The following is a 21,174-nucleotide window of genomic DNA, read 5'->3' as shown; positions in this document are numbered from 1 at the left end:
AGAGGAGAGGAGAAATAATTGTGAAAGACACTGTATTTCCGATGAAAAGCAACACTATCGGGGCAAATTGTCGTATATGTTTTAGCTAGGCGGAATTACAGCGACAGTAGTCAAGAACCAGAGACGAGAACCTTCTTCACAACCATCGGGTCTTCAAGCAGTCGGTGTTCAGTGTAGCTTCCCTCCGCACTTCCGCCGCTCTGCCGAGCCTGCTCGATAACGTCGAGGAACGCCTGTTCGCGGAGTAGGTCACGAACGCGACGGGTCGACAGCGGGTCGCTATCCATCTGCCGACAGACCTGTTCGTACACCTCGTACACCCGACTCGTCCTGAAAGCGTCCACGTCGGGGTTGTCGAGCGAAAGAATCGCAAGAGCTTGAAGTGCGTACTTCGAGTGAGGTGTCGCCCCGCGAATTAACTCTCGAAAACGGTCGTTCTCGGCGCGTTCCCGTGCTTTCTTAACGTACACCTCACGAACCGTTTCGGCACTCTCCGCCTGCGCGAGTTCACCTGCGTAGCGAAGAATATCGATTGCTTTGCGTGCGTCACCGTGTTCTTGTGCGGCCTGTGCGGCCGCGAGCGGAATCGTACCCGGTTCGAGGACACCTTTCTTGAACGCATCACTCCGAGCTTCCATGATAGCGCGAAGTTGGTTTGCGTCGTATGGCGGGAAGACGAACTCACGCTCGCAGAGACTCGATTTGACGCGCTCGTCCATCCTGTCTTTGTACTTGATTTTGTTACTGATGCCGATAACGCCGAGTTTACAGCGTTCGAGTTTTCCCGCCTCTCCGGCACGGGAAAGTTGCATCAGAATATCGTCGTTCTCCAACTTGTCGATTTCGTCGAGAATGATGACGACCACGTCGTACAGTTCGTCGAGGATCCGCCATAGTCGCTTGTAGTACGTCGAAGTCGAGATTCCTTTATCCGGAATTGATACTTCGGTTTCCGGGGCGTTGATAGAACTCGCAATCGTCTGGACAGCCTGCGTTTCGGTGCTATCCTGTGCGCAGTCTACGTAGGCAACGCCGACGACGACGCCTTCCTCGTCAGCCTCGTCAATGAGCCTGCGGGAGACGTGTTTCGCGCAGAGCGACTTTCCCGTTCCAGTCTTTCCGTAGAGAAGGACGTTACTCGGCGACTGATTGAACAGCGCGGGATTCAGCGCGTTAGCGAGGGCGGAGATCTCGTCGTCCCGTCCGACGATACGCCCGTGGTCGGGAAGGTGGTTGATTTCGAGGAGTTCCTTCTTCTCGAAGATAGGGTCTTCCCGGGAAAACAGTTCGTCCGAGTCGGCGTCGCTCATGGACACCACGTTTCCAGTGAAATCCCTTTACTGTTCCGGGGTAAGAACGGACGGCGAAGTGACGACATTTGTTGTCAACAAAACTTTAGAAAATTGACGAGAGTCGATTTTGGGTTGTGAGACACACACCACGTTTCCAGTGAAACGTGGTGAAAAGGTGGGGTGGGGGGTGAGTCATGCGGATAATATTGCCGCATAGTAATGTAAATTCCCTTGCATAAAATGATCCTACATCAAAGCTATTTTATAGCTCGGATGTGTTAAAGTCCATTAAGTTAATCACAAACGACAGAATAACCCGTGATTTTATCACGGGTTCCGAAGGACACGTGCACTCGAACTGAGGGTTACGGGGTACTCTTACTTCGTGTTTCACTGGAAACGTGGTGTGTGGGTCTCGAAATAACCGAACGCTTCGACTTTCATCTTTTTGTGGCGGTTTACGTTACGCGATGCGGCCTAACTAGCCTTCACAACCGCCTCAACTGTCTCTCGGCACAGCTCAACCGTCTTTCACTGGAATGTCTTAACCATCTTTCACCGGAATGTCTTAACCGTTTTTCACACTACATTTCTGATAGATATTCAGAACGCCACCAATTCTTTCGATTCGATTGAGCGTATTTCTTCGTCTGAACGCGTCAGACACCGTGTTTCCGGTGAAATGCGTCTTCTCGATACTTTTGTATGGTGAATAACGCCGGTGAGACACCGCGTTTCCACTGAAATCAAACTCGTTGAAGGAACTCAACAGTTGGTTTCAGTGGAAATATGGTGCGATATTGGTCAATAGTATTTCATAAGCATTCATCGTCCCAATTTATTACTATACAAATAATAATAATAATTTAAATATTATTTTCTAGATATTCACCCCGGTTTTTACCCCTATGATAATTTCGAATACATAATTTTCTATAGTTATGAATTATAAAATTGATATTAGGTTGTCTGCTTCATGCCCGGGGGTAGTTTGATATGCTTCTTTCTATAATCCAGAGTAATTTCACCCCACCCAACCCCCGTTTCATCTGGAACCCCTCCTTACCCTCTCACACCATTTCACTGGAAACGTGGTGTGTGTCTAAACGTTATTAGTTATCATGGGTCATGGGCCTGTCTCGATGTCAAGTAGAGTACCATCATTTTCGGGTGAAATATCGACCACTTCGACATTATATCGCACTCTTCATAACATATAACCTACACCAAAGGCTACCCAAGTAGAGTAACTCCCGACCTCGCCGACCCAATGCCGGTCTACTGTTACTCGTCGTTAATCGGTACGAGCTTTTGGTTCGAAACGTAGCGTACAGCGATGAGGACACTGACGATTCCGAGCGCTATCCCTGCAACTACGTCCGTGCCCCAGTGGATTCCGAGATACATCGTTGCGATGAGGATGCTCAGTGCGGTCGGAATCGCAACGGCCGCCCAACCGGGATATGCCTCGCGAGTTCGGTATGCGAGTATGGCGGCGCTGACGGACAGCGAGGTGTGCAAGGAGGGGAAGACGTTCGTGTTCGCGTTCACTTCTCCCGTCAGAATCTGCGACTGAGGATACGTCGAGTAGAGCAATGGATTGACCACATCCGGAATCAGGTTTCGCGGCCCGTATGAAATGAAGAGGATGTAACACACAAGACCCAGACCGTAGTTCAGTGCGTAGGTGATTGCGGTTTCTTTCAGTGGTCCGTCATCCGGCAGTGCGAAATATGCGATGAAAGGGAACACGAGCAGAAAGACGTAGCCATAGATGTACATAAACGAGAAATACGCCGTCAACTCCGGCGTCGCAATCGCCTGTATCTTACCGACGAAGTCGCCTTCGATGGCATGAATCAGCCCAGTAATGTTCCAGTCGATGAGCCACGAAAGCTCGGGACCGAACTCGCGGGCTACTTTGTTCACTCCGAGGACGCCGATGAGCAGGACAAGATACGGGTACACGGAAATAATACGCTCTCGAAACTGTTCGCGCGCGCGCTCAAGACCTTCCCGTCCGACGAACAGCATCGTCGCGATACCGAGCAGTATGCTTGCGCCGACGAAAACTTTGCCCGCAATTTCGGCTAAATTCACGGCTTCACCGTTTTTCTCGCCGACTCTGTGGCTTTCCGATTCTTGGTCTTTCGTTTTTCGAACTCGTCCCTCTCACTCCCGCTTTTTTCGAGCCAGCCCATCCCACGCTTTGCCTTTTTCATCGTAGTTTCGTCACCGTCGGAGGAGCTTTCCATCGTTCGTGTACCGAAAGCCCGCGTTCTCGAATGTGGTTTTTGCCTTTGCTCTGTTGAGGGTGCCGTCCGTTCCCGGGAACGGAAGCTCGGGGTCTACTTCGGACCATCGAAGGTCTTCTGCGAGGGAGTCGTGCCGGGCCAAGGGGCTTGCCGCTGGTTCCGCGTAGCCGTCGAACACCGTATCGACGATGTGTTTTTTGTCCAGTAGTTGTGCCACTGCTCTGCGGAATCGGACGTTACTGAACGGTGTTTTTCGGACATTGAAACCGACGTGATACATCGACGGCGACTCGTCAACGTGTAGTTGGACGTTTTCGTCGCGTCCGATGGTGCGCACGTCGTTCGCGGACACTCCGGTTGCCGTCGCGTCGGCATCATCGTTCAAGACGACTTGCGTTGCGGCCGCTCCCGACGGAACGACGATGAACCGTAGTCGCTCGAACTGCGGTCCTCCCGCGTATCGTTGCGCGTGTTCTAAGTTCGATGTCGAGACGTCGTTAGCGTCCATCGTTTCGTAGTCGGTGTCGGTACGCCGGAGAAAATGCTGGTCGAATCGTTCGAGGGTCAGGTGTTCTCCTGCTTCCGCGCTCGAAAACTGAAATGCACCGCTCCCAACTGGTCGCAGGTTGTCCCAGACGAGTGCTCTTGTGGCGGTTGTGTCGCTTCCGAACACAATATCTGCCTTTTTATGCCGTTCCTCCCACACGTGCTTCGGAAGAACGGGTGCCGAAAATGCGCGAGCTGCGACTGCTCGACTTGCCGAATTGAATCGAACGCGAACCGTCTGCTCATTTATCGCCGTTGCGGACTTTACTAACGTGGCGGCACCACGGAACCGTGGCGACGGAACCGGACTTTCGAGCGTTCCGAGTGCCGTGTCGTTGAGAAATCGATAGGTAAACGCAACGTCTTTTGCAGTGAGTGCTTCCTCGTCGTGCCACCAGAGGTCGTCCCTGAGGTGAACTGTTGCGACTGGTTCCCCTTCGGGTGAATTTTTCGGGGACTGCCACTCCCACGCGCGAGCGAGCCATGGACAGATTTCACCGTCTATCCAGCGTCCCATGGAGTCGTACAGCAAGTCGACTATCGTTCCATCGTTTCTGAACTCCGGCGCGAGCGGATTGAGATTCTCCGTCGGACGGGAGTCTTGTGTCGTCATTCGAAGCGTACTCTCCCCGTCCGTTGTTTTGAGCGAGAGATAGCCGTGAACTGAATGTGGTCGCTTAATTTTCGCCCAGCCGTCGAACCTGTCGGTTCTAGTTGCTCGAATATCGTCTGGAAACGCGACGGTAGTAAACGGCTGGTTGCGGGCTATCGAGTGTTGAATTTGTTCTACTGTTTTGGTTCGTTGGCGTCCACTCTGTCGTTTCTGGGCCATCAGCAGCTCGTCCATGCCGAGGTTCGCGTAGCCGAATGGATTCTGCCACCCTGTCCCCATGTCGAATCGAGAATGTAACAGCGTTCTAAGCGTGTCTGGGTCGTCGAAGCCGGGATGACATGCAACGTAGCAGTCGAACGTGTGGTCGATGAGGATGTCTCGAAGCAGTTCGACGCGTTCCATCGGAACGACCCGCGCCGCAACACCGACTTCGTTCAGCCGTTTCGCTAAAAATCGGGCAATACGAATCGCTCGCGGGTCTGCATCAGCAGGAAGGGTCTTTATAGAGAACGTTACCTGTGTCGCGCCGTCACGACTCACGAGCGACTGAGCTTCGTCGATACAGCCACTTCCGAGCGTCATCCCGACGGCGGCGAGCAGCTCTCGTCGTCCTGTTTTCGGGATGGTTGGGAGGGTATCGGAAGCGTTGAAGTCCTGTTTTGATGGCATATTTTTGCGTACGTATCACGCTGGTAGCGGATTGTCTGGGGCGGCCGTGGTTCCGAAGGTTCCGCGCGGACGATACCGGTAGTTACTATCTCTGGAGAGCGTCCCTTTTCGTTTTATTATACAGAACTTAATAACACTCCCCTTCAGCATTGACCATGTCTTTTGTAACCTGTTCCCATGGTAGCGATACTTCCGCAAAATTAAGTATATTGTGATATATTTTATCATATGTGTACTTTCGATTACCGTTTCATGGTTCTTCTGCCCCATCAGGACGCTATTATATCGTTCACGGAATGTTCAAACGGTATCTGAACGGCTTAGCGACGCGATAATAAAAAGTAGCTACGTATACTCTATGTTAAAGATGTCTGCCCGGAAGCTGGTCCGCCTTGTCTTTGCTTCCCTCGTCGTCCTCTCGGTTCTCGCTCTGGCGAACGGAGCCGCAAGCTCATCGGTTGGACAGACCGACGAACAGATTCGCCAAGCGAACATTTCGACTGGCGACGGCAAGCAAATCGCACCGCAGACGAACAACATCACCGTCATTGCGACCGACTCGAACACGTGGTTCGGCAAAGCGGGCGACGGCCCCCGCGCTCGCGCCGAACTGGTGGCGTTCAATTCGAACGGGACTGTTCTCTACTACAATGACTCGCACACGCGCTATTGGGACGTTGACCCGGTAGAGGGGACAGAGACGACCGTCGAGTTCCTTTACGCCGACCACCTGAACAAGTCGGAGTGTGGCACCGAGGTTTGTACTCGAAACGGAGTCGAGCGCGTCAACCTCTCTACGGGGGCGGTAACCGACGTTTACAGTCGCATCACACCCGGAAAACACTCGACTCGATGGCACGACGGCGACCGAATCAACGACTCGACCTACGCCATCGCCGATATTGCTCAAGACCGGGTTTTCGTCGTCAACACGACGACGGGGCTGCTTGAGTGGTCGTGGGAGGCCCAAAACGACTTCGAACCGACGAACAGCGGCGGGCCGTATCCCGAGGATTGGACGCATATCAACGATGTGGAAGTCCTCGAAGACGGTCGGTTGATGGTTAGCCTTCGCAATCACGACCAGATCGCCTTCCTCGACCGTGAAACCGGTTTAGTCGAGAACTGGACGCTCGGAACCGACGACCAACACGACATCATCTACGAACAGCACAACCCCGATTACATTCCCGAATCGCAGGGCGGCCCTGCCGTTCTCATCGGTGACTCCGAGAGCAATCGCGTGGTCGAGTACCAACGCGAAAACGGCGAGTGGAATCGGACGTGGATGTGGCAAGACGCGCAGATGCAGTGGCCTCGTGATGCAGATCGCCTTCCGAACGGTCATACCCTCATCACGGACTCGAACGGCAATCGGGTCTTTGAGGTAAATCAACAGGGAGACGTCGTCTGGTCGGTCGATATTGCGTTCCCGTACGAAGCGGAGCGTCTCGAAACCGGTGACGAGAGTTCAGGTGGCCAGAGTGCCAGCGCGCTCGGCCTCGTTTCGAAATCCACGGGCGAAAGTAGCGCAGTTGATACTGGTAAGCAAAACGGCCAGAAAGAAAGTATAGTTGGAAGCGCCTGGATAGAGATAAAGAATATCGTCCCGGGACGCTACATGAATGGATTCATGTACGTTCTGCCTGCGTGGATGGGTTCGACCGAAGTGTTTGCTCTCCTTGCACTCGTTTTTGGGTTGCTGGCGTGGGCAGTCACCGAATGGCGCTGGTCGTCTCGGTCGCTCACTATCCCGTGGACGGTTCACATCGAGCGGAGGGGATGACCATGTATGGACGAACTGCGGGTCAAACCGTGAAACGGGGAGATCTCTGATGTCGCACGGTATTACTGAACGACGAGAGTGGAGTCTCACAGCCAAGCTGACCGAACTGGCCAGTGACGAGCGAGCGTGGCTCGCGACGGCGATAGGAACCGCACTGCTCGTTCACTTCGTCTACCTGACAACACATCCCTATCCTGCTTACGGTGCCGGGTTGTATCTCCAGATTGCCGAAGAAATCAGCGCCCACGGCTACGGACTCCCGGAGCGCATTCCGCTCTACACGCGCGATGGCATTCCGTTCGCCTATCCGCCGTTGATGTACTACGTTTCGGCTGTAATAATGGACGTAACGGGTGTTGACCCGATTACGCTGAGCCGACTGCTCCCCGGATTCGTGACGGTGTTGTATCTCATTCCGTTCTACTATCTTGCACGCGAGGTGCTCGAATCAACGCCGCGGGCAGGCTTTGCGACGGTCGTCCTCGCGGTGACCCCCCCTGTCCTCCAATGGCATCTTTCGGCGGGTGGCGTCGTGCGGGCACCAGCGTTCCTCTTCGCCCTGACCGGCGCGTACACCGGTATAAGGATGTTCAAAACCGGAGAAACGAAATGGCTCGTCTCTTCGACCGTGTTGTTCGGGATGACGATTCTCACGCATCCAGTGTACACCGTCTTTTTCGGAACGACGTATCTCGTCATGTTCGCCTGCTTCAGTCGAACGCCGCGCGGCCTCGTCCGCGGGGCCATCGTCGCTAGCGGTGGTATCCTGTTGGCCTCGCCTTGGTGGCTCCAAATCGTCGCCACGCACGGTGCAGGAATTTTCACGGCGGCGTCCGGAACCCACACTGGTCTTGGCGGCGGCATGGGCCGTCTCCTCAACCAGTTCGTCTACTCGCTCGACCCGGAACTCCCCGTCATTTTCTTCATCGGGTCGTTTGCGGGGGCAGTGTATCTGGTCGCAAAGCGGCGGCCGTTCCTTCCACTGTGGCTGGTGGCCGCGGCGTTCATGCTCGGCAAACTACGCTTCCAGTTCCCCGCCGGAGCGATGATGCTGTCCATTCTGGTCTTCGAGGTCATCGTCCCGCGGGTTCGAAATTTGTCGGCGCGGACGCGCTACTCTCGGTCGGCACCATTGGTCGTCGTCATGGTCATCGTGCTGATTGTTTCCAGCGTCGGCGTCTCGTTCGCCGCAAGTGGTCTTAACTCCCATCACGACAGCACCACACAACCGGCGTTCATGGACGACGACGACATGGCGACGATGGAGTGGGTGCAGGAAAACACCGCATCCGGCTCCGAATTCGTCGTTCTCGGTGACGCCGCCGAGTGGTTCCCGCTCATGACCGACCGTCCGATTCTCGTCGGCCCGTGGGGCGTTGAGTGGGAAGGTCACGACAACTATCGGCATCATCTCGGCTTGTACAAGCGCATGTCGCGTTGTCCCGGAAAGGCCTGTCTGACGAAGAAAATGATAGGGAACGACGTTGACCCGAACTACATCTACGTGCCGAAGGGCCATTACACGGTGCGCGGTATCGACGAATACCAAAAGCCGTGGATGCGCGGCCATCTCGTTGACTCCGACCGCTACCATCTCGTCTACGAGAACGAGGGCGCGATGGTGTTCCGCGTCGACGAACCAATGAAACCGGTCGAGGTGCCGGAACACGGTCCGCAACCGGTGTGATTTTCTGACGGCTAGCGAACGTTCCTCGCGGAACCGAGCGTGCGTAATTTTCGCACGAAAGCAACCCTTTTGCCCGCCCCGGATGACATACGACCAATGTTCGGTACCAGCGGAATCCGCGGACCTGTCGGTGAAGTCGTCACGGGTGACCTCGCGCTGGCGGTCGGTCGCGCACTCGCTTCGACGGGCGTAGAGCGCGTCGTCGTCGGGCGTGACCCTCGTGATAGCGGACGATTTCTTTCGGATGCGCTTTCGGCTGGCTTGCGAGAGTGCGGAACTGATGTCGTACATCTCGGCCTCGCCGCAACGCCCACGGTTGCCCGGAGCGTCGAATGGCAGCACGCCGATGCAGGCGTCTCGATTACCGCGTCTCACAACCCTGAGACGGACAACGGCATCAAACTCTGGAATCCGTCCGGACAGGCGTTCGACGCAGACCAGCGCGAGGAAGTCACCCGCAGAATCGAGGAAGAGGACTTCAACCTCGCTGGATGGGACGAAACCGGCGACAAAACGCACTGGGACGGCGCACACGACCGACACGTCGAAACCCTCGTCGATGCCGTCGAACCGGCAGACCTCTCCGTCGTCGTAGACGTTGGAAATGGTGCAGGCGGAGCAACCGCCGACGCACTCTACGAACTCGGTTGTGACGTGGAGACGCTGAACGGACAGCCCGACGGCCGATTCCCGGCACGGCCGAGCGAACCCACTTCGGAGAACTGTCAATCGCTCTGCGACCACGTCATTGCAACCGGCGCAGACCTCGGTATTGCCCACGATGGCGATGCAGACCGTATGATGGCCGTGGACGAAAACGGCGAGTTCCTTCCGGGCGACGTTTTGCTCACGCTGTTCGCTCGTCAGCGGACGGGTGGAGGCGAGACGATTGCGACACCGGTGGACACCAGCCTCATCGTCGAGGACGTGCTTGCGGAGCAGGGTGCCGACGTGGTTCGAACCCAAGTCGGCGACGTGTACGTCGCCGAGCGCGCGACCGAACCGGGCGTCGTCTTCGGGGGCGAGCAGTCTGGTGCGTGGATTTGGCCCGACCAGACGCTCTGTCCGGACGGCTCGCTCGCGGCTTGCCGACTCGCGGAACTCGTCGCCGAAACGGGGTCGCTGTCGGAACTCGCCGCCGATGTCGGTGAATATCCGATTCGACGGAAGAACATCGAAGTAGAGGACAAAGTCGGTCTGATGGCCGCCCTCTCGGAATCGGTAACCGAGCGGTACGACGACGCCAACACCATTGACGGCGTGCGCGTTTCACTGGACGAAGGCTGGTTCCTGATTCGCGCCAGCGGAACGCAACCGCTGGTTCGCATCGCGGCGGAGGCCCGCGACCCGGCGGCGGCGAATGAAGTGTTCGAAACGGCGGATGCGTTCGTCGCAGACTACATGGAGTAGCTGTCTTAATCTCCGACTCTCGCGCTTTGTACTGTCTTTTTGCCCATTTCCACACAACGACCGACGTTTTGGTTCCGAATCGAATTTTAGTTGATACGTACCGTTCAGTGCTCTCGAATACGTTGCGCAGAAGGAAGTGGATGACAGCGTCCCTGTCGGCGACTGCCACGGCGACGACGGGACGTTTCTTACTACGGCCTCTGGTTAGTAATAATTTTCGGCTCGGTCGAAACCGGCACTTTCAGGCAAAATCACATGTCTGAATTTATTTTCTTTTCCGGGATGTTCTGTTTTTCTCAATTCCATGCTAGTATTTAGCATGACTATTTTGAGCAGCGACGAGGTGACCGTTCTCTATCTTAAATAATTATTCATGCTGTGTATGACGTTATATTATGCAATAGGATTTTATATGTATGCTTGACTTCGTTGTGCAAAACAGTGCTCGCACTGGTTCGTGCCCGTGAATTTCGAAAACTGCCACTCCTATAAAAAGCACCCGGCGACCACCCATGCCGGTTACTCGACTCCGCCTTTCGCGGTTATTCGACGGTCACACTCTTTGCCAGATTTCGCGGCTTGTCGATAGGCCGTCCGAGGTTTCGGGCGGCGTGGTAGGACACCAACTGGAGTTGGACGTTCGCCAGCAGTCCCGACCACATTGGGTGCGTCTCGGGAATTTCGAGGAACGAATCCGCGATATCCGCCGACGCGTGGTTTTTGCTCGCCACTGCGACGATTGGCGCACCACGTGCCTGCGCTTCCTCTGCGTTTTGCAATGTTTTCTTGTCGTTCTCACCGTTGAACAGCGCGAATATCGGTGTGTCCGGCGTTACGAGTGCCAGCGGCCCGTGTTTCAATTCGCCGGAGGCGAATCCTTCGGCGTGTTCGTATGTGATTTCCTTGAACTTCAGCGCGCCTTCTTTCGCGACGGCGTTGTTCAACCCTCTGCCGATGAAGAAGAACGACTCGCTCCCGGTGTACCGGCTGGCGATACGTTTCCCTTCCGTGGAGTCGAGTACCTTCTCGACGTTCTCCGGTAGTGCTTTCAGACTTTGGAGGAGGTCAGCTTTATCCTCCGGTGGGGTTGCAGTTTCGATGTCCTCGGCGAGGCGAATGGCGAGCATGGAGAGCGTCACTGCCTGCGAGGAGAACGTCTTCGTCGCGGCGACACCGATTTCCGGCCCAGCCCGAATGAACAGCGCGTCGTCGGCCTCGCGGGCCGCCGTCGAACCCATCACGTTCGTCACAGTGACGACGTGAGCGCCCTGCGATTTCGCTTGTTTGAGCGCACCGAGAGTGTCCGCCGTTTCGCCACTCTGTGTAACCGCGATGGTGAGTGTGCTTTCGGAAACCGGCCCGGGGTTGGAATCGACGTACTCGCTGGCGCGGAACGCCTGTGCTCGGATTCCCGCTCGGTTGAGCATCTGCTGGCCGTACAGCGCGGCGTGGTACGAAGTGCCGCAGGCGACGAAATGAACGTCGTCGATGCCGCTGAACGTGCCTTTGGGGAACTCTTCGAGATTGATTTCCCCATCCTGTACGCGGCCCTCGATGGTGTTCGAGAGGGCGTTCGGCTGGGTGTGTATCTCCTTGAGCATGTAATGCTCGTAGCCACCCTTTCCAGCGTCTTCCGGGTTCCAGTCGATATGTTCGACGTCGCGGTTGACCATGTTACCTTCGAGGTCGGTCATGGTGACGCCGTTCGGTTCGAGGATGGCGACGTCGCCGTCCTCGAAGTAGACCACTCTGTCGGTGTGGTCGAGGAAGGCGGGAACGTCGCTTGCCAGATAATATTCGTCGTTGTCCAGTCCGAGGATGAGCGGCGAGCCTTGTCGGGCCGCGTAGATGGCGTGAACGCCATCGACGAGTGCGGCGACCGCATAGCTTCCTTCGAGGTCACCGATGGTTTTTCGGAAGGCATCCTCGATGGTCGCCTCTTCTTCGAGATGTTGTTCGAAGAGGTGCGGAATGACCTCGGTGTCGGTGTCGCTCGTAAACTCGTGACCCTCCGATTCGAGGCGTTCTTTGAGTTCGGTGTAGTTCTCGATGATGCCGTTGTGAACGACGGCGACGTTTTCGGTTTCGCTCGTGTGAGGGTGGGCGTTCTCGTCGGTTGGTGGGCCGTGGGTACTCCAGCGAGTGTGGCCGATGCCGACGTTCCCTTTCGGAACGCTTCCGACGATGGTGTCTTTCAGTTCCGAAATCTGGCCGGAGCGTTTGTAGACCGAAATTCCGGAGCCGTTCTGGACGGCGACGCCAGCCGAGTCGTAGCCTCGGTACTCCAGATTTTCGAGGCCCGTGACGAGCTTCGTAATCGCGTCACCTTCGCCGATGCGCGCGATAATTCCACACATCTACGTCTCCTCCGTTTGAACTGCGGTCTGCTCGTCATGTGTTTTCGGGACGACTTGCCTCGTGATTGGGCGAGCCGTTCCGGAGCGAGCCGCCGCACGTCCGTTGCTAGTTGGGTGGTTCATGGGTGTGTCCTGTAGCCGCGTCGCACCGACCCGACTGCCGGGGCGACGACTGGCTCTTGTCTTCGACATTTCACCCTAACCCCATTACTATAGACTGATTAAGGGGGTTCCTTAGCAGGGCTGTAAACCATATTCCCGACCTCTCAGCACTGTTTCATTGAGTTTTAATGTAGTTAAAACAACAGCTATGGGGTTTGGTACTGTCTACAATTTAGGAAAATTAGAGCTCGAAACGATATTTATTGTTTTTCTCCCGTCGAAGAACCCATATTCCCTGGTTCCTGTCCATAGAGGATGACGATGTTCTTCCGACCGATGTTGATTTTGCTGATCTGCTGTTTGTCTTCCATCTTCGATAGCAGTCGGCTCACTTTCGACTTCGACCACCCGGTTTTTTCGATTATGTCGCTCTGTGGAAGTCGACCCCCGTTCTCTCGCAGGAGAGAGAGGACGCGGTCGGCGTCGGTCACCACGTCGTTGGTTTGTGTCTGTTCCGACTTCGGTTCTACCTCTTCGCCGTCAAGTGCTCCGGAGAGCCACTCCGTCCCATTTCGTTGGAACAGCACCGCACCGCCGATGAGTAGGCTCAGCAAGACGAGATACAACCCGCCTGCGATGATAGGGCTTTTCGGATTCGTTCCGAATCGATGCTCGAACCCGTCGCCGAGTCCGTCATCGTCGGTATCTCCGTCGAGTGGGTCTGTACCGATTTCGACCTCTTTCCCATCGTTCAGGCCATCACCGTCCGAATCCGCCGCGAGCGGGTCTGTCCCCAGTTCTTTTTCCTCCCCGTCATCGAGTCCGTCGCCGTCGGTGTCCGCTTCGGCCGGATCCGTTCTCGCCTCAAGTTCTTTGGCATCGCTCAGACCATCGCCGTCCGTGTCAGGTTTCGTCGGGTCGGTACTGACGTTTAGCTCCGCAACGTCAGTTAGCCCGTCATTGTCGGTATCTGCGGCGCTCGCGTTCGTTCCGACTTCCCGTTCTCGCCCGTCGAGCAATCCGTCGGCATCAGTGTCGGGGCGGTTCGGATCCGTCCCTAGCTGTATCTCCTCTGCGTCTCGAAGCCCATCGTCGTCCGTATCCGCCTTTGCCGGGTTGGTTTCGTACGTGTTTATTTCTTCGCCGTCACCGAGGCCGTCCTTATCGGAATCGGAGGCCGTGGCGTTGGTTCCGAGCTCTATTTCCCTCTCGTTTAGCAGTCCGTCGTCGTCCTCGTCACCGGACTTCGACATGATATATACCGGCATCGTCTCCCGTGCGACAACGTTTCCGCCGTCCTCTACAGTGACAGTCGCAATCCGCTCGCCGCTCATATTCGGAGCTGAGCCGAACGTGAAGTTGACGCGCTGTGTCGAATTAGAACTGAACGACACATCTTTGCACGCGACCGTATCCGTGGTGTTGTTTTCTGGCGCTCGGTATCCTGTGCAGACGTTGTAATTACCGGAACGATTTCCGGTGTAGACGTTCACTGTCAGATTGTGCGGCTCTGACTGCCAGAGATATGTATTGTTCTCGCCAGTCTCGGCAACGCCCGCCCCCGCGTACGTGACACTTTGAATGACGAATTGATTACCCGATGTCTGTGCGACTGTCGCCGCGGGTGTTACGGTGGCGAACAGAAGTAGGCACGTATAGAATATTACGAATGGCCTGTTTGTCATGTTCATTTCGAGGTCGGTGTACCGGTTTCAGAGTGTGAACCGTCCTGTGTTTGGTATCTCTGCAACGAGTATTTTTCCTTTGGGGTTGAATTTCTATTGTATATATTTTTTGGATTTAGTCAGGTCTTTTGAGCTATCTACGACCATTCACGCTTCTACTCATGAAAATCACCGGTACGGAACCTGTATCAATCTCTTTTTATATACGTGTTAGTTGGGAACTAACACGATATTCGGGACTATTTATCGACCCACTAGGGTTCGAACTCACGCAAATCGCTGGCCGACAGTCAACGACCAGAACATTCCGAGGATGAGAAATCCGAGCGCGCTTTGTGGAAGAAGCGCAAACGGCGTGACGCCGAGCGTCGTTCCAGCGAGGACGGTTGCGCCGAGTCCGGACGCACCGAGGTAATATCGCTCCCAGTGGGTGTCCTCGTCGTCTTCTACTTCTTCGTCAGTGGTCGGCTGGGTCGGTTCGAGGTAATCGTACAGTTTGTCCGCGAGGGGGGTTTTTCGAACCGTACCGCGACTCTGGTCGTACTCAATGACGCCTTCCTCGTCGAGTTTCGGGAGATGAGACTGATACAGAGGGATGTAAACTCGTTGGCGCTCGCTGGACGAGAGGGTCTGCACCGTGATGTCGTTTTCCCACGCCGCGACCTGCTCCGCGATGTCACGCATCGAAACCTGTTCGTCCGCATCGTGTAGATACCGGAGGACGTTGCGGCGTCGTTCGTTCTGAAGGAGATGATAAATCTGATCTTCGCTCAACTCTACGTGCGCGTCCTCGTCCGTGGGCGTCTCGGACTGGTTCCCAACCTGTTGTGTCGTCGTGCTCATGTTTCGTGAGTTACTGGGACGGATAATAAAGCGGGAACCCCCTCCCGGACGTTGCAAGCTCTTTCCCGCATCGTTCTTTCCAGTTCGATTACCTTTCGAACCGTTGTACCGAGTTTATCTCCGCGCAGTCTATCGATTTCTAACCTACACTTATTTTCATACTATAGTGGACATCGGATTCCTATTGAGGTGGTCAGAATGCGCTTCTTTGTACTGCTTCCGTGTCATCTGTTCGAATTTAATTATTGTTGATGTATCAAACTATGGTACTGACAACCATGTGGTTATCCACCACGAAAAATAATTGGCGAAACACGCGTTTTCGGGCGTGAGGGGCTTAGCCACTGTATAATAAAGCCTACAGGGTTTCATGGATTGAAGTGAGGCTCGCGTCCGACCGGACTATAGGGTACCACACCTCCGAACGCCCTACTACCGGTCGCTTCGGTGCCTGAAAACGGCGTCGAAGAGCGAACGACGGAGGAACATCATCATGAACTCGACGATAGGAGACATCGACAGCCAGCCGGACCATGCTGGAACCGAGGAGAGCGACGCGAAAGACAGTCGAGACGCGACGATTTGTGTTGTCGGTCTTGGCTACGTTGGCCTTCCACTGGCGGTCGGCTTTGACCAGGAAGGATACAGCGTCGTCGGTTTCGACATCGACGACGGAAAAGTCGAAACCCTTCGCGGTGGCACCGACACGACGGGCGACCTCGGTGACGACACGATTGCCGAGAGCGAAATCACGTACACGACCGACGAGGCGGACATCGCCAACGCGGACTACGTGATGATTACGGTTCCCACGCCCGTTGACCAGAACGAACAACCCAACCTCGATTTCGTCGAGAGCGCCGGACGCACTGTGGGCGAACACATGTCCCCCGGAACGACGGTCATCCTCGAATCGACCGTCTTCCCGGGTGCGACCCGCGAAGTACTTGTCCCCGCAATCGAAGCCGCTTCCGGGCTGACGTGCGGCGAGGACTTCTACGTCGGCTACTCACCCGAACGCGCGACGCCGGGTGACCCGGAACACGGACTGCGCGACGTGGTGAAAGTCGTCGGTGGCATGAACGACGAAGTTCGTGACGACGTCGCAGACCTCTACGAGACGGTCATCGACGCGGGTGTCCACAAGGCCGCCTCGCTGGAAGTTGCGGAGGCGAGCAAAGTCGTCGAAAACGTCCAGCGCGACCTGAATATCGCCCTCGTGAACGAACTTGCGATGGCGTTCGACGGTATGGACATGGACATCGACACGCGTGCAGTACTCGAAGCGTCGGGCACGAAGTGGAATTTCCACAACTACCGCCCCGGACTGGTCGGCGGTCACTGCATCCCAGTTGACCCGTACTTCTTCATCCACCGTTCCAAGCAGGCTGGCTACGCGCCACACCTCATCGAACAGAGTCGAAACGTGAACGAGGCGATGCCCGCACACGTCTCCAACATGATGATAAAGGAGCTGAATCGTGCGGGCAAGACGCTCCGAGACAGTCGTGTCCTCGTTCTCGGACTCACCTACAAGCCCGACGTGGCCGACATTCGCACCTCGAAAGTGGACGGAATCATCCGACAACTCCACGAATACGACATCGAGACGATTGGCTACGACCCACACGGGGACAACGACCTAATGCGCGACCAGTTTGGTATCTCGGTGCAGGACACGGACGAACCGGAGTTCGAGAAATTTGACGGCATCGTCCTCGCTACGCCGCACCACGAGTTCTACGACCTCGATTTGGAGGCGATTGCAGGCCGGATGAACGAGAAGCCTGCTTTCGTGGACGTAACCGGTGCATTCGACGAGGAAGCGGTTTCTGAAGCCGGATTCTCCTACCGGAGGGTGTAGGATGTACGAAGGGCACACGATAGGCGTCGTCGTGCCCGCGTACAACGAAGAAGGGTTCGTCGGCGATGTCCTCGATTCGCTTCCCGACTTCGTAGACCGCGTCTACGCTGTAGACGACGCCTCGACTGACGGTACGTGGGACGAGATTCGTGAGTACGCTGCGGTCGAGCGCGCGCCGCGCGCTGGCGTGAGTGACGACACCGACGGACAGGTCGTCGCTATCCGGCACAACCAGAACCGCGGTGCTGGCGGGGCCATCAAGACCGGCTACCTCGCCGCGCGCGACGATGGAACCGACGTGACGGTCACCATCGACGCGGACGGTCAGATGGATCCCTCGATGATGACGCGATTCCTAGACCCTATCGTGGCCGGTGAGGCCGACTACACCAAAGGAAACCGACTCTCGAACTCCGAGTTCCGGAGCGCGATGCCGCGGTTCCGCCTGCTCGGCAACTGGTTGTTGACCGGATTGACGCGAATCGCCAGCGGCTACTGGGATATTACTGACCCGCAGAACGGCTACACGGCCATCTCGATTTCGGCACTGGAGGCAATCGACCTCGAAGAGATGTATGAGTACTACGGCTACTGCAACGACATCCTCGTCAAGCTGAATGTGGCGGGAATGCGAGTCGCCGACGTGGACATGCCTGCGGCCTACGGCGATGAAGAGAGTAGCATCGAGTACGGCGACTACATCCCGAAGGTGTCGCTCATGCTGTTGGGCAACTTCTTCTGGCGATTGGGTTCGCGCTACCGCACCCACCCGCTTGGAGTCGCCTACGCACTTGGTATCATCGCGGCGCTTGCTGGCGTCGTTCACGGGTTCAGAGCAGTCGGCTCCGCCGTCACGGGAGCGGAGAACGACGACGCGCAGAAGTCGCTCACGTCGCTCGTGCTCGGCGTGGTCGGCATCGTCGCCGGAGTCGTCCTCGACAGGAGGGAGAACCGATGAGGGTGTTCGTGACGATTCAACATCCGGCGCACGTCCACTTCTTCCGGAACGCGATTTCGGAGTTGGAGAGCGAAGGCCACGACGTTCACGTCTTCGCCCGCGAGAAGGAGATGGCGGTGGAACTGCTTCAGCGATACGACATTTCACACGAAGTGTTGGCTGGCACTGCGTCCGGACTGTCACAGTTGGCGCGCGTGCAGGCGACCTACGAGGCGCGCTTGCTCCGCCGAGCAGTGCAGTTGAAACCCGACGTGATAACCGCTATTGGCGGGGTCGCGGCGGCCCACATCGCAAAAGTCGTCGGCGCGCGGAGCGCCATCTTTTACGACACGGAACACGCGAAACTCATCCAAAACCTCGCGTTCCCGTTCGCTGATGCCGTTTATACCCCCGACTGCTACACGCGAAGCATCGGGCCGAAACAGGTTCGATACCCCGGTTACCACGAACTCGCGTATCTCCACCCGAACCGCTTTACGCCCGACTCGACCGTCGTCTCCGACCTCGGACTCGACCCAGACGACAAATTCGTCGTGCTTCGACTCATCGAGTGGGGCGCGTCCCACGACGTTGGGCAAGGTGGTTTCGGCGACGTACAAGACGTGGTCGAACGACTCGAAAACGCGGGTGCCGAGGTGCTCATTACCTCGGAGCGTTCGCTTCCATCGGAACTCGAATCGTATCGTGCGACGGTCGAACCCCATCGAATGCACGACCTGCTGGCGTATGCCGACCTCTTTATCGGCGAAGGTGCGACGATGGCGGCCGAAAGCGCAGTTCTCGGCACGCCGGCCATCTACGTCAACACCCTCACGATGGGCTACACGAACGAATTGGACGAACGCTACGGACTGCTGTTCAACTATCAAGACGACGACCGCCACGCATTAGCCCTCGACAAAGCAGTCTCTATCCTCGAAGGTGACGAGGACTGGGACGAACATCGAGCGCGTCTGCTCGACGATAAGGTCGATACGACCGACGTAATTTTGCGTGCGGTTACAGGCCGCTCTCGGCAAACGGACGGCCAAACTCACACATCTGGCGCAGAGGTTTAAGTACTATGACGGAACTACGAATCGACGGACGGAGGCAATAAGATGTTCGGACGAGTGGCTGGCTGGCTGCAAAAGCGGCGATTCGACGTGGATGCCGCGATTATCGGCTTCATAATCGCACTGGGGCTGTTACCACTGCGGTTTTTCGCTTCCCAGATTTACATCCAAACGATTCCAATCGTCCTCGGACTGGGCTGTGGACTCTACCTTCTCGCAGTTCGGAATGGCCGCGAGTCGATGGATGTATTCCCGTCACTTTCACGCCCAGTCGCACAGTTACTACCGAGTTTCGTCTTCGTGACGACAGCGGCGATGGTCGCCGTCGCGCTCTACTCGGGCGAGCGGTCGTTGCTCTTTCACGGCCTCTCCGGCTTCGCGGGGACGCTCATCGTACTCCAAATCCTGTTCACCGACGATGAGGATTTCCTGCCAGCCCTGCTGCTCACCCAAATTCTCGTCCTCGCGTTCGTCATCCGATTTATGGCGGTGTACACCACGCCGACGTACATCGGAATCGACATCTGGACACACGTGGCGGATTTGTCGCAGGGTATCCTCGACGAGCGTTCGCTCGCTTCGATGGAAGGGAACAAACACATCGCCGCACCGCTGTACCACGTACTCGTCGCGTCGGCGGCGATGCTGTACGATGTGTCGCTCCGCAACGCGCTCTATCTCTCCGTCGGCATCGCAATGCCGATGATAATTCTGTTCGTGTACGGGGCGACTAAACTGCTCGTTCCGGCGCGGTGGGCCGTGTTCGCGGCCATGCTCTACTCGATTGGCGACTACGTCATCGAGTGGGGTATCCACATCATCCCAACGAGTCACGGCCTGCTGTTCTTCGCCGGTATCCTCTACGCTCTCATGCGTATCATGGAACTGGAATACAACGCGCGAGATTTCGGTCTGCTCGTGTTCCTTTCCATCGCCATCATCCTGACACACCAAGTTTCGACGTTCATCATGCTCGTCGTGCTGTTTTCGGGATTGGCCGCGCAGTTCATTCTACGACTCGGCATCTTCCGACAGACGACGGCGCGGAGGCCGGGCGTCTACCGAAAAATCGAACCGGTCAACCTCGCGGGACTGTTGGCGTTCGACATCGGCCTCATCACGTTCATGTGGTCGTTCACGCCGTACAACGGGGATTCGTTCCTCGAAACCGTCCTGTTGTACCTCGGGCAAACCATGCGAGAGAGCTTCGGATTTATGAATCTCGTAAATCCGGGCGACAGCGCCGCTGGTATCGCACTGCCGCCGCCGACGTTCATGGACAACGTGGCGACGTACACCGAGACGATAGGCTTCTTGGTGCTGTTCGGCCTGACCGTCGTGGGCTGTCTGTACGTCCTCCGGCGCAAACGCATCTCACACTCCGTGTTCACCCTGTTGTTCGCAACCGTGGTGATGACCGGGTTCACGCTCGGTCTGCCGCTGTTCGGTATCCGAAACTTCATCCCGCAACGGTGGTTCGCGTTCCTCTACGCGCCGATGGCTATCCTTGCCGCGCTGGGCGTGGCCTACCTCGTCTACAACCTCAACCGGAACGTCGCCGTGGCTACTCTGCTCGTCGTCGCCCTCATCTATCCGGGCGTGATGGTGATTTCGGGTCACGGGACGCTCGACAGTCCCGTCTTCGAGCAGGAGCAGACACGGTTGACGTACACTGAACAGGAGGTCGCCGCCGTCTCGACTATCGGGACGATGACCGGGTCGCCGGACTCCTCGAACATCCTACCGCGGCAGGTGCTTCGCACTGACCATCCGTATCAGACGGTGTTCGCCAGAACAGGGGCGTATCCAGCGGCTCCGTTCAACGTCTCGGTAGATGGGGGGCCGACTGACCATCCCATCACCGTCTATCGGACGTATCAGTCTACAGGTGCGCCGAACTACCGTCTCGTCAACGAGAGCGAGAACGCAAGTGTTCCGATCAGCCGAACGATTCCGAGAGAGGATGTCTGTCGTCCGAGCCAGAGTGTGCTCTACAACAACGGCGATGTGACGATGTGTGCGAATCAGACGATCTGATTCGCTAACGATGTA

General features: G+C 56.4%; 14 protein-coding genes. 7 read left to right on the top strand and 7 right to left on the bottom strand.

The genetic code is table 11. The features are described 5' to 3' along the window. Nucleotides 1–110: 110 nt before the first annotated feature. From HL45_RS19750 to HL45_RS19740, 3 genes are all read right to left on the bottom strand, one after another. Complete coding sequence (locus HL45_RS19750) at nucleotides 111–1,310, bottom strand: orc1/cdc6 family replication initiation protein (RefSeq protein WP_049972927.1); 1,200 nt, start codon at nucleotides 1,308–1,310, stop codon at nucleotides 111–113. A gap of 1,266 nt (nucleotides 1,311–2,576) precedes the next feature. Further along, complete coding sequence (locus tag HL45_RS19745; protein WP_049972926.1) at nucleotides 2,577–3,392, bottom strand: phosphatase PAP2 family protein; 816 nt, start codon at nucleotides 3,390–3,392, stop codon at nucleotides 2,577–2,579. A 132-nt stretch (nucleotides 3,393–3,524) separates the two neighbouring features. Next, nucleotides 3,525–5,375, bottom strand: coding sequence for an ABC transporter substrate-binding protein (locus HL45_RS19740; protein WP_049972925.1), 1,851 nt, complete (start codon nucleotides 5,373–5,375; stop codon nucleotides 3,525–3,527). A 367-nt stretch (nucleotides 5,376–5,742) separates the two neighbouring features. On the opposite strand from HL45_RS19740, the gene HL45_RS19735 reads away from it, so the two are divergent. The 3 genes from HL45_RS19735 (at nucleotide 5,743) to glmM (ending at nucleotide 10,258) form a co-directional block, all read left to right on the top strand. After that, nucleotides 5,743–7,161: an arylsulfotransferase family protein gene (locus tag HL45_RS19735; protein ID WP_233274874.1), complete on the top strand. Its 1,419-nt coding sequence runs from the start codon at nucleotides 5,743–5,745 to the stop codon at nucleotides 7,159–7,161. Between the two features lie 49 nt (nucleotides 7,162–7,210). Next, nucleotides 7,211–8,848 (top strand): ArnT family glycosyltransferase, encoded by a 1,638-nt coding sequence (locus tag HL45_RS19730; RefSeq protein WP_049972924.1) that lies wholly within the window; start codon nucleotides 7,211–7,213, stop codon nucleotides 8,846–8,848. A 96-nt stretch (nucleotides 8,849–8,944) separates the two neighbouring features. Beyond that, a complete protein-coding gene (glmM, locus tag HL45_RS19725; RefSeq protein ID WP_049972923.1) occupies nucleotides 8,945–10,258 on the top strand; it encodes a phosphoglucosamine mutase in 1,314 nt (437 codons plus the stop codon). A 542-nt stretch (nucleotides 10,259–10,800) separates the two neighbouring features. Here the strand turns inward: glmM and glmS are convergent. The 4 genes from glmS to HL45_RS19710 form a co-directional block, all read right to left on the bottom strand. Continuing rightward, nucleotides 10,801–12,615 carry a glutamine--fructose-6-phosphate transaminase (isomerizing) gene (gene glmS / locus HL45_RS19720; protein WP_049972922.1) on the bottom strand — a complete coding sequence of 605 codons (1,815 nt, stop codon included), beginning with the start codon at nucleotides 12,613–12,615 and terminating at the stop codon, nucleotides 10,801–10,803. Then, nucleotides 12,616–12,807 carry a hypothetical protein gene (locus HL45_RS20665; protein WP_144240158.1) on the bottom strand — a complete coding sequence of 64 codons (192 nt, stop codon included), beginning with the start codon at nucleotides 12,805–12,807 and terminating at the stop codon, nucleotides 12,616–12,618. Between the two features lie 170 nt (nucleotides 12,808–12,977). Further along, entirely contained in the window at nucleotides 12,978–14,051 is a 1,074-nt protein-coding gene (locus tag HL45_RS19715; protein ID WP_233274873.1) for a helix-turn-helix transcriptional regulator, read from the bottom strand. Nucleotides 14,052–14,669: 618 nt separating this feature from the next. Beyond that, entirely contained in the window at nucleotides 14,670–15,245 is a 576-nt protein-coding gene (locus HL45_RS19710; RefSeq protein ID WP_049972921.1) for a DUF7344 domain-containing protein, read from the bottom strand. 493 nt (nucleotides 15,246–15,738) lie between these two features. Here HL45_RS19710 and HL45_RS19705 point away from each other — a divergent pair, with 493 nt between their 5' ends. The 4 genes from HL45_RS19705 to HL45_RS19690 are packed head-to-tail and all read left to right on the top strand — an operon-like array spanning nucleotide 15,739 to nucleotide 21,159. Next, a complete protein-coding gene (locus tag HL45_RS19705) occupies nucleotides 15,739–17,109 on the top strand; it encodes a nucleotide sugar dehydrogenase (protein ID WP_049972920.1) in 1,371 nt (456 codons plus the stop codon). A 1-nt stretch (nucleotide 17,110) separates the two neighbouring features. Next, nucleotides 17,111–18,067 (top strand): glycosyltransferase family 2 protein, encoded by a 957-nt coding sequence (locus tag HL45_RS19700; protein ID WP_049972919.1) that lies wholly within the window; start codon nucleotides 17,111–17,113, stop codon nucleotides 18,065–18,067. Then, the gene (locus HL45_RS19695) at nucleotides 18,064–19,125 is read left to right on the top strand and encodes a DUF354 domain-containing protein (RefSeq protein WP_049972918.1); all 1,062 of its coding nucleotides are present in this window, start codon (nucleotides 18,064–18,066) and stop codon (nucleotides 19,123–19,125) included. The genes HL45_RS19700 and HL45_RS19695 overlap by 4 nt, the downstream gene beginning before the upstream one ends. 42 nt (nucleotides 19,126–19,167) lie before the next feature. Next, the gene (locus tag HL45_RS19690) at nucleotides 19,168–21,159 is read left to right on the top strand and encodes a hypothetical protein (protein WP_049972917.1); all 1,992 of its coding nucleotides are present in this window, start codon (nucleotides 19,168–19,170) and stop codon (nucleotides 21,157–21,159) included. Nucleotides 21,160–21,174 lie beyond the last annotated feature (15 nt).

Source organism: Haladaptatus cibarius D43, assembly GCF_000710615.1.
In the GTDB taxonomy this organism is placed as follows: domain Archaea; phylum Halobacteriota; class Halobacteria; order Halobacteriales; family Haladaptataceae; genus Haladaptatus; species Haladaptatus cibarius.
Note: the sequence above shows the minus strand (reverse complement) of the source record. Positions and strands in the feature narration are given on the sequence as shown.

Excerpts from the sequence above, each read along its gene's own strand:
- HL45_RS19750 (WP_049972927.1), bottom strand. The coding sequence starts at position 1,310 with ATGAGCGACGCCGACTCGGACGAACTGTTTTCCCGGGAAGACCCTATC.
- HL45_RS19740 (WP_049972925.1), bottom strand. The coding sequence starts at position 5,375 with ATGCCATCAAAACAGGACTTCAACGCTTCCGATACCCTCCCAACCATC.
- HL45_RS19735 (WP_233274874.1), top strand. The coding sequence starts at position 5,743 with ATGTCTGCCCGGAAGCTGGTCCGCCTTGTCTTTGCTTCCCTCGTCGTC.
- HL45_RS19730 (WP_049972924.1), top strand. The coding sequence starts at position 7,211 with ATGTCGCACGGTATTACTGAACGACGAGAGTGGAGTCTCACAGCCAAG.
- glmM (WP_049972923.1), top strand. The coding sequence starts at position 8,945 with ATGTTCGGTACCAGCGGAATCCGCGGACCTGTCGGTGAAGTCGTCACG.
- glmS (WP_049972922.1), bottom strand. The coding sequence starts at position 12,615 with ATGTGTGGAATTATCGCGCGCATCGGCGAAGGTGACGCGATTACGAAG.
- HL45_RS20665 (WP_144240158.1), bottom strand. The coding sequence starts at position 12,807 with ATGTCGAAGACAAGAGCCAGTCGTCGCCCCGGCAGTCGGGTCGGTGCG.
- HL45_RS19715 (WP_233274873.1), bottom strand. The coding sequence starts at position 14,051 with ATGAGCGGCGAGCGGATTGCGACTGTCACTGTAGAGGACGGCGGAAAC.
- HL45_RS19710 (WP_049972921.1), bottom strand. The coding sequence starts at position 15,245 with ATGAGCACGACGACACAACAGGTTGGGAACCAGTCCGAGACGCCCACG.
- HL45_RS19705 (WP_049972920.1), top strand. The coding sequence starts at position 15,739 with ATGAACTCGACGATAGGAGACATCGACAGCCAGCCGGACCATGCTGGA.
- HL45_RS19700 (WP_049972919.1), top strand. The coding sequence starts at position 17,111 with ATGTACGAAGGGCACACGATAGGCGTCGTCGTGCCCGCGTACAACGAA.
- HL45_RS19695 (WP_049972918.1), top strand. The coding sequence starts at position 18,064 with ATGAGGGTGTTCGTGACGATTCAACATCCGGCGCACGTCCACTTCTTC.
- HL45_RS19690 (WP_049972917.1), top strand. The coding sequence starts at position 19,168 with ATGTTCGGACGAGTGGCTGGCTGGCTGCAAAAGCGGCGATTCGACGTG.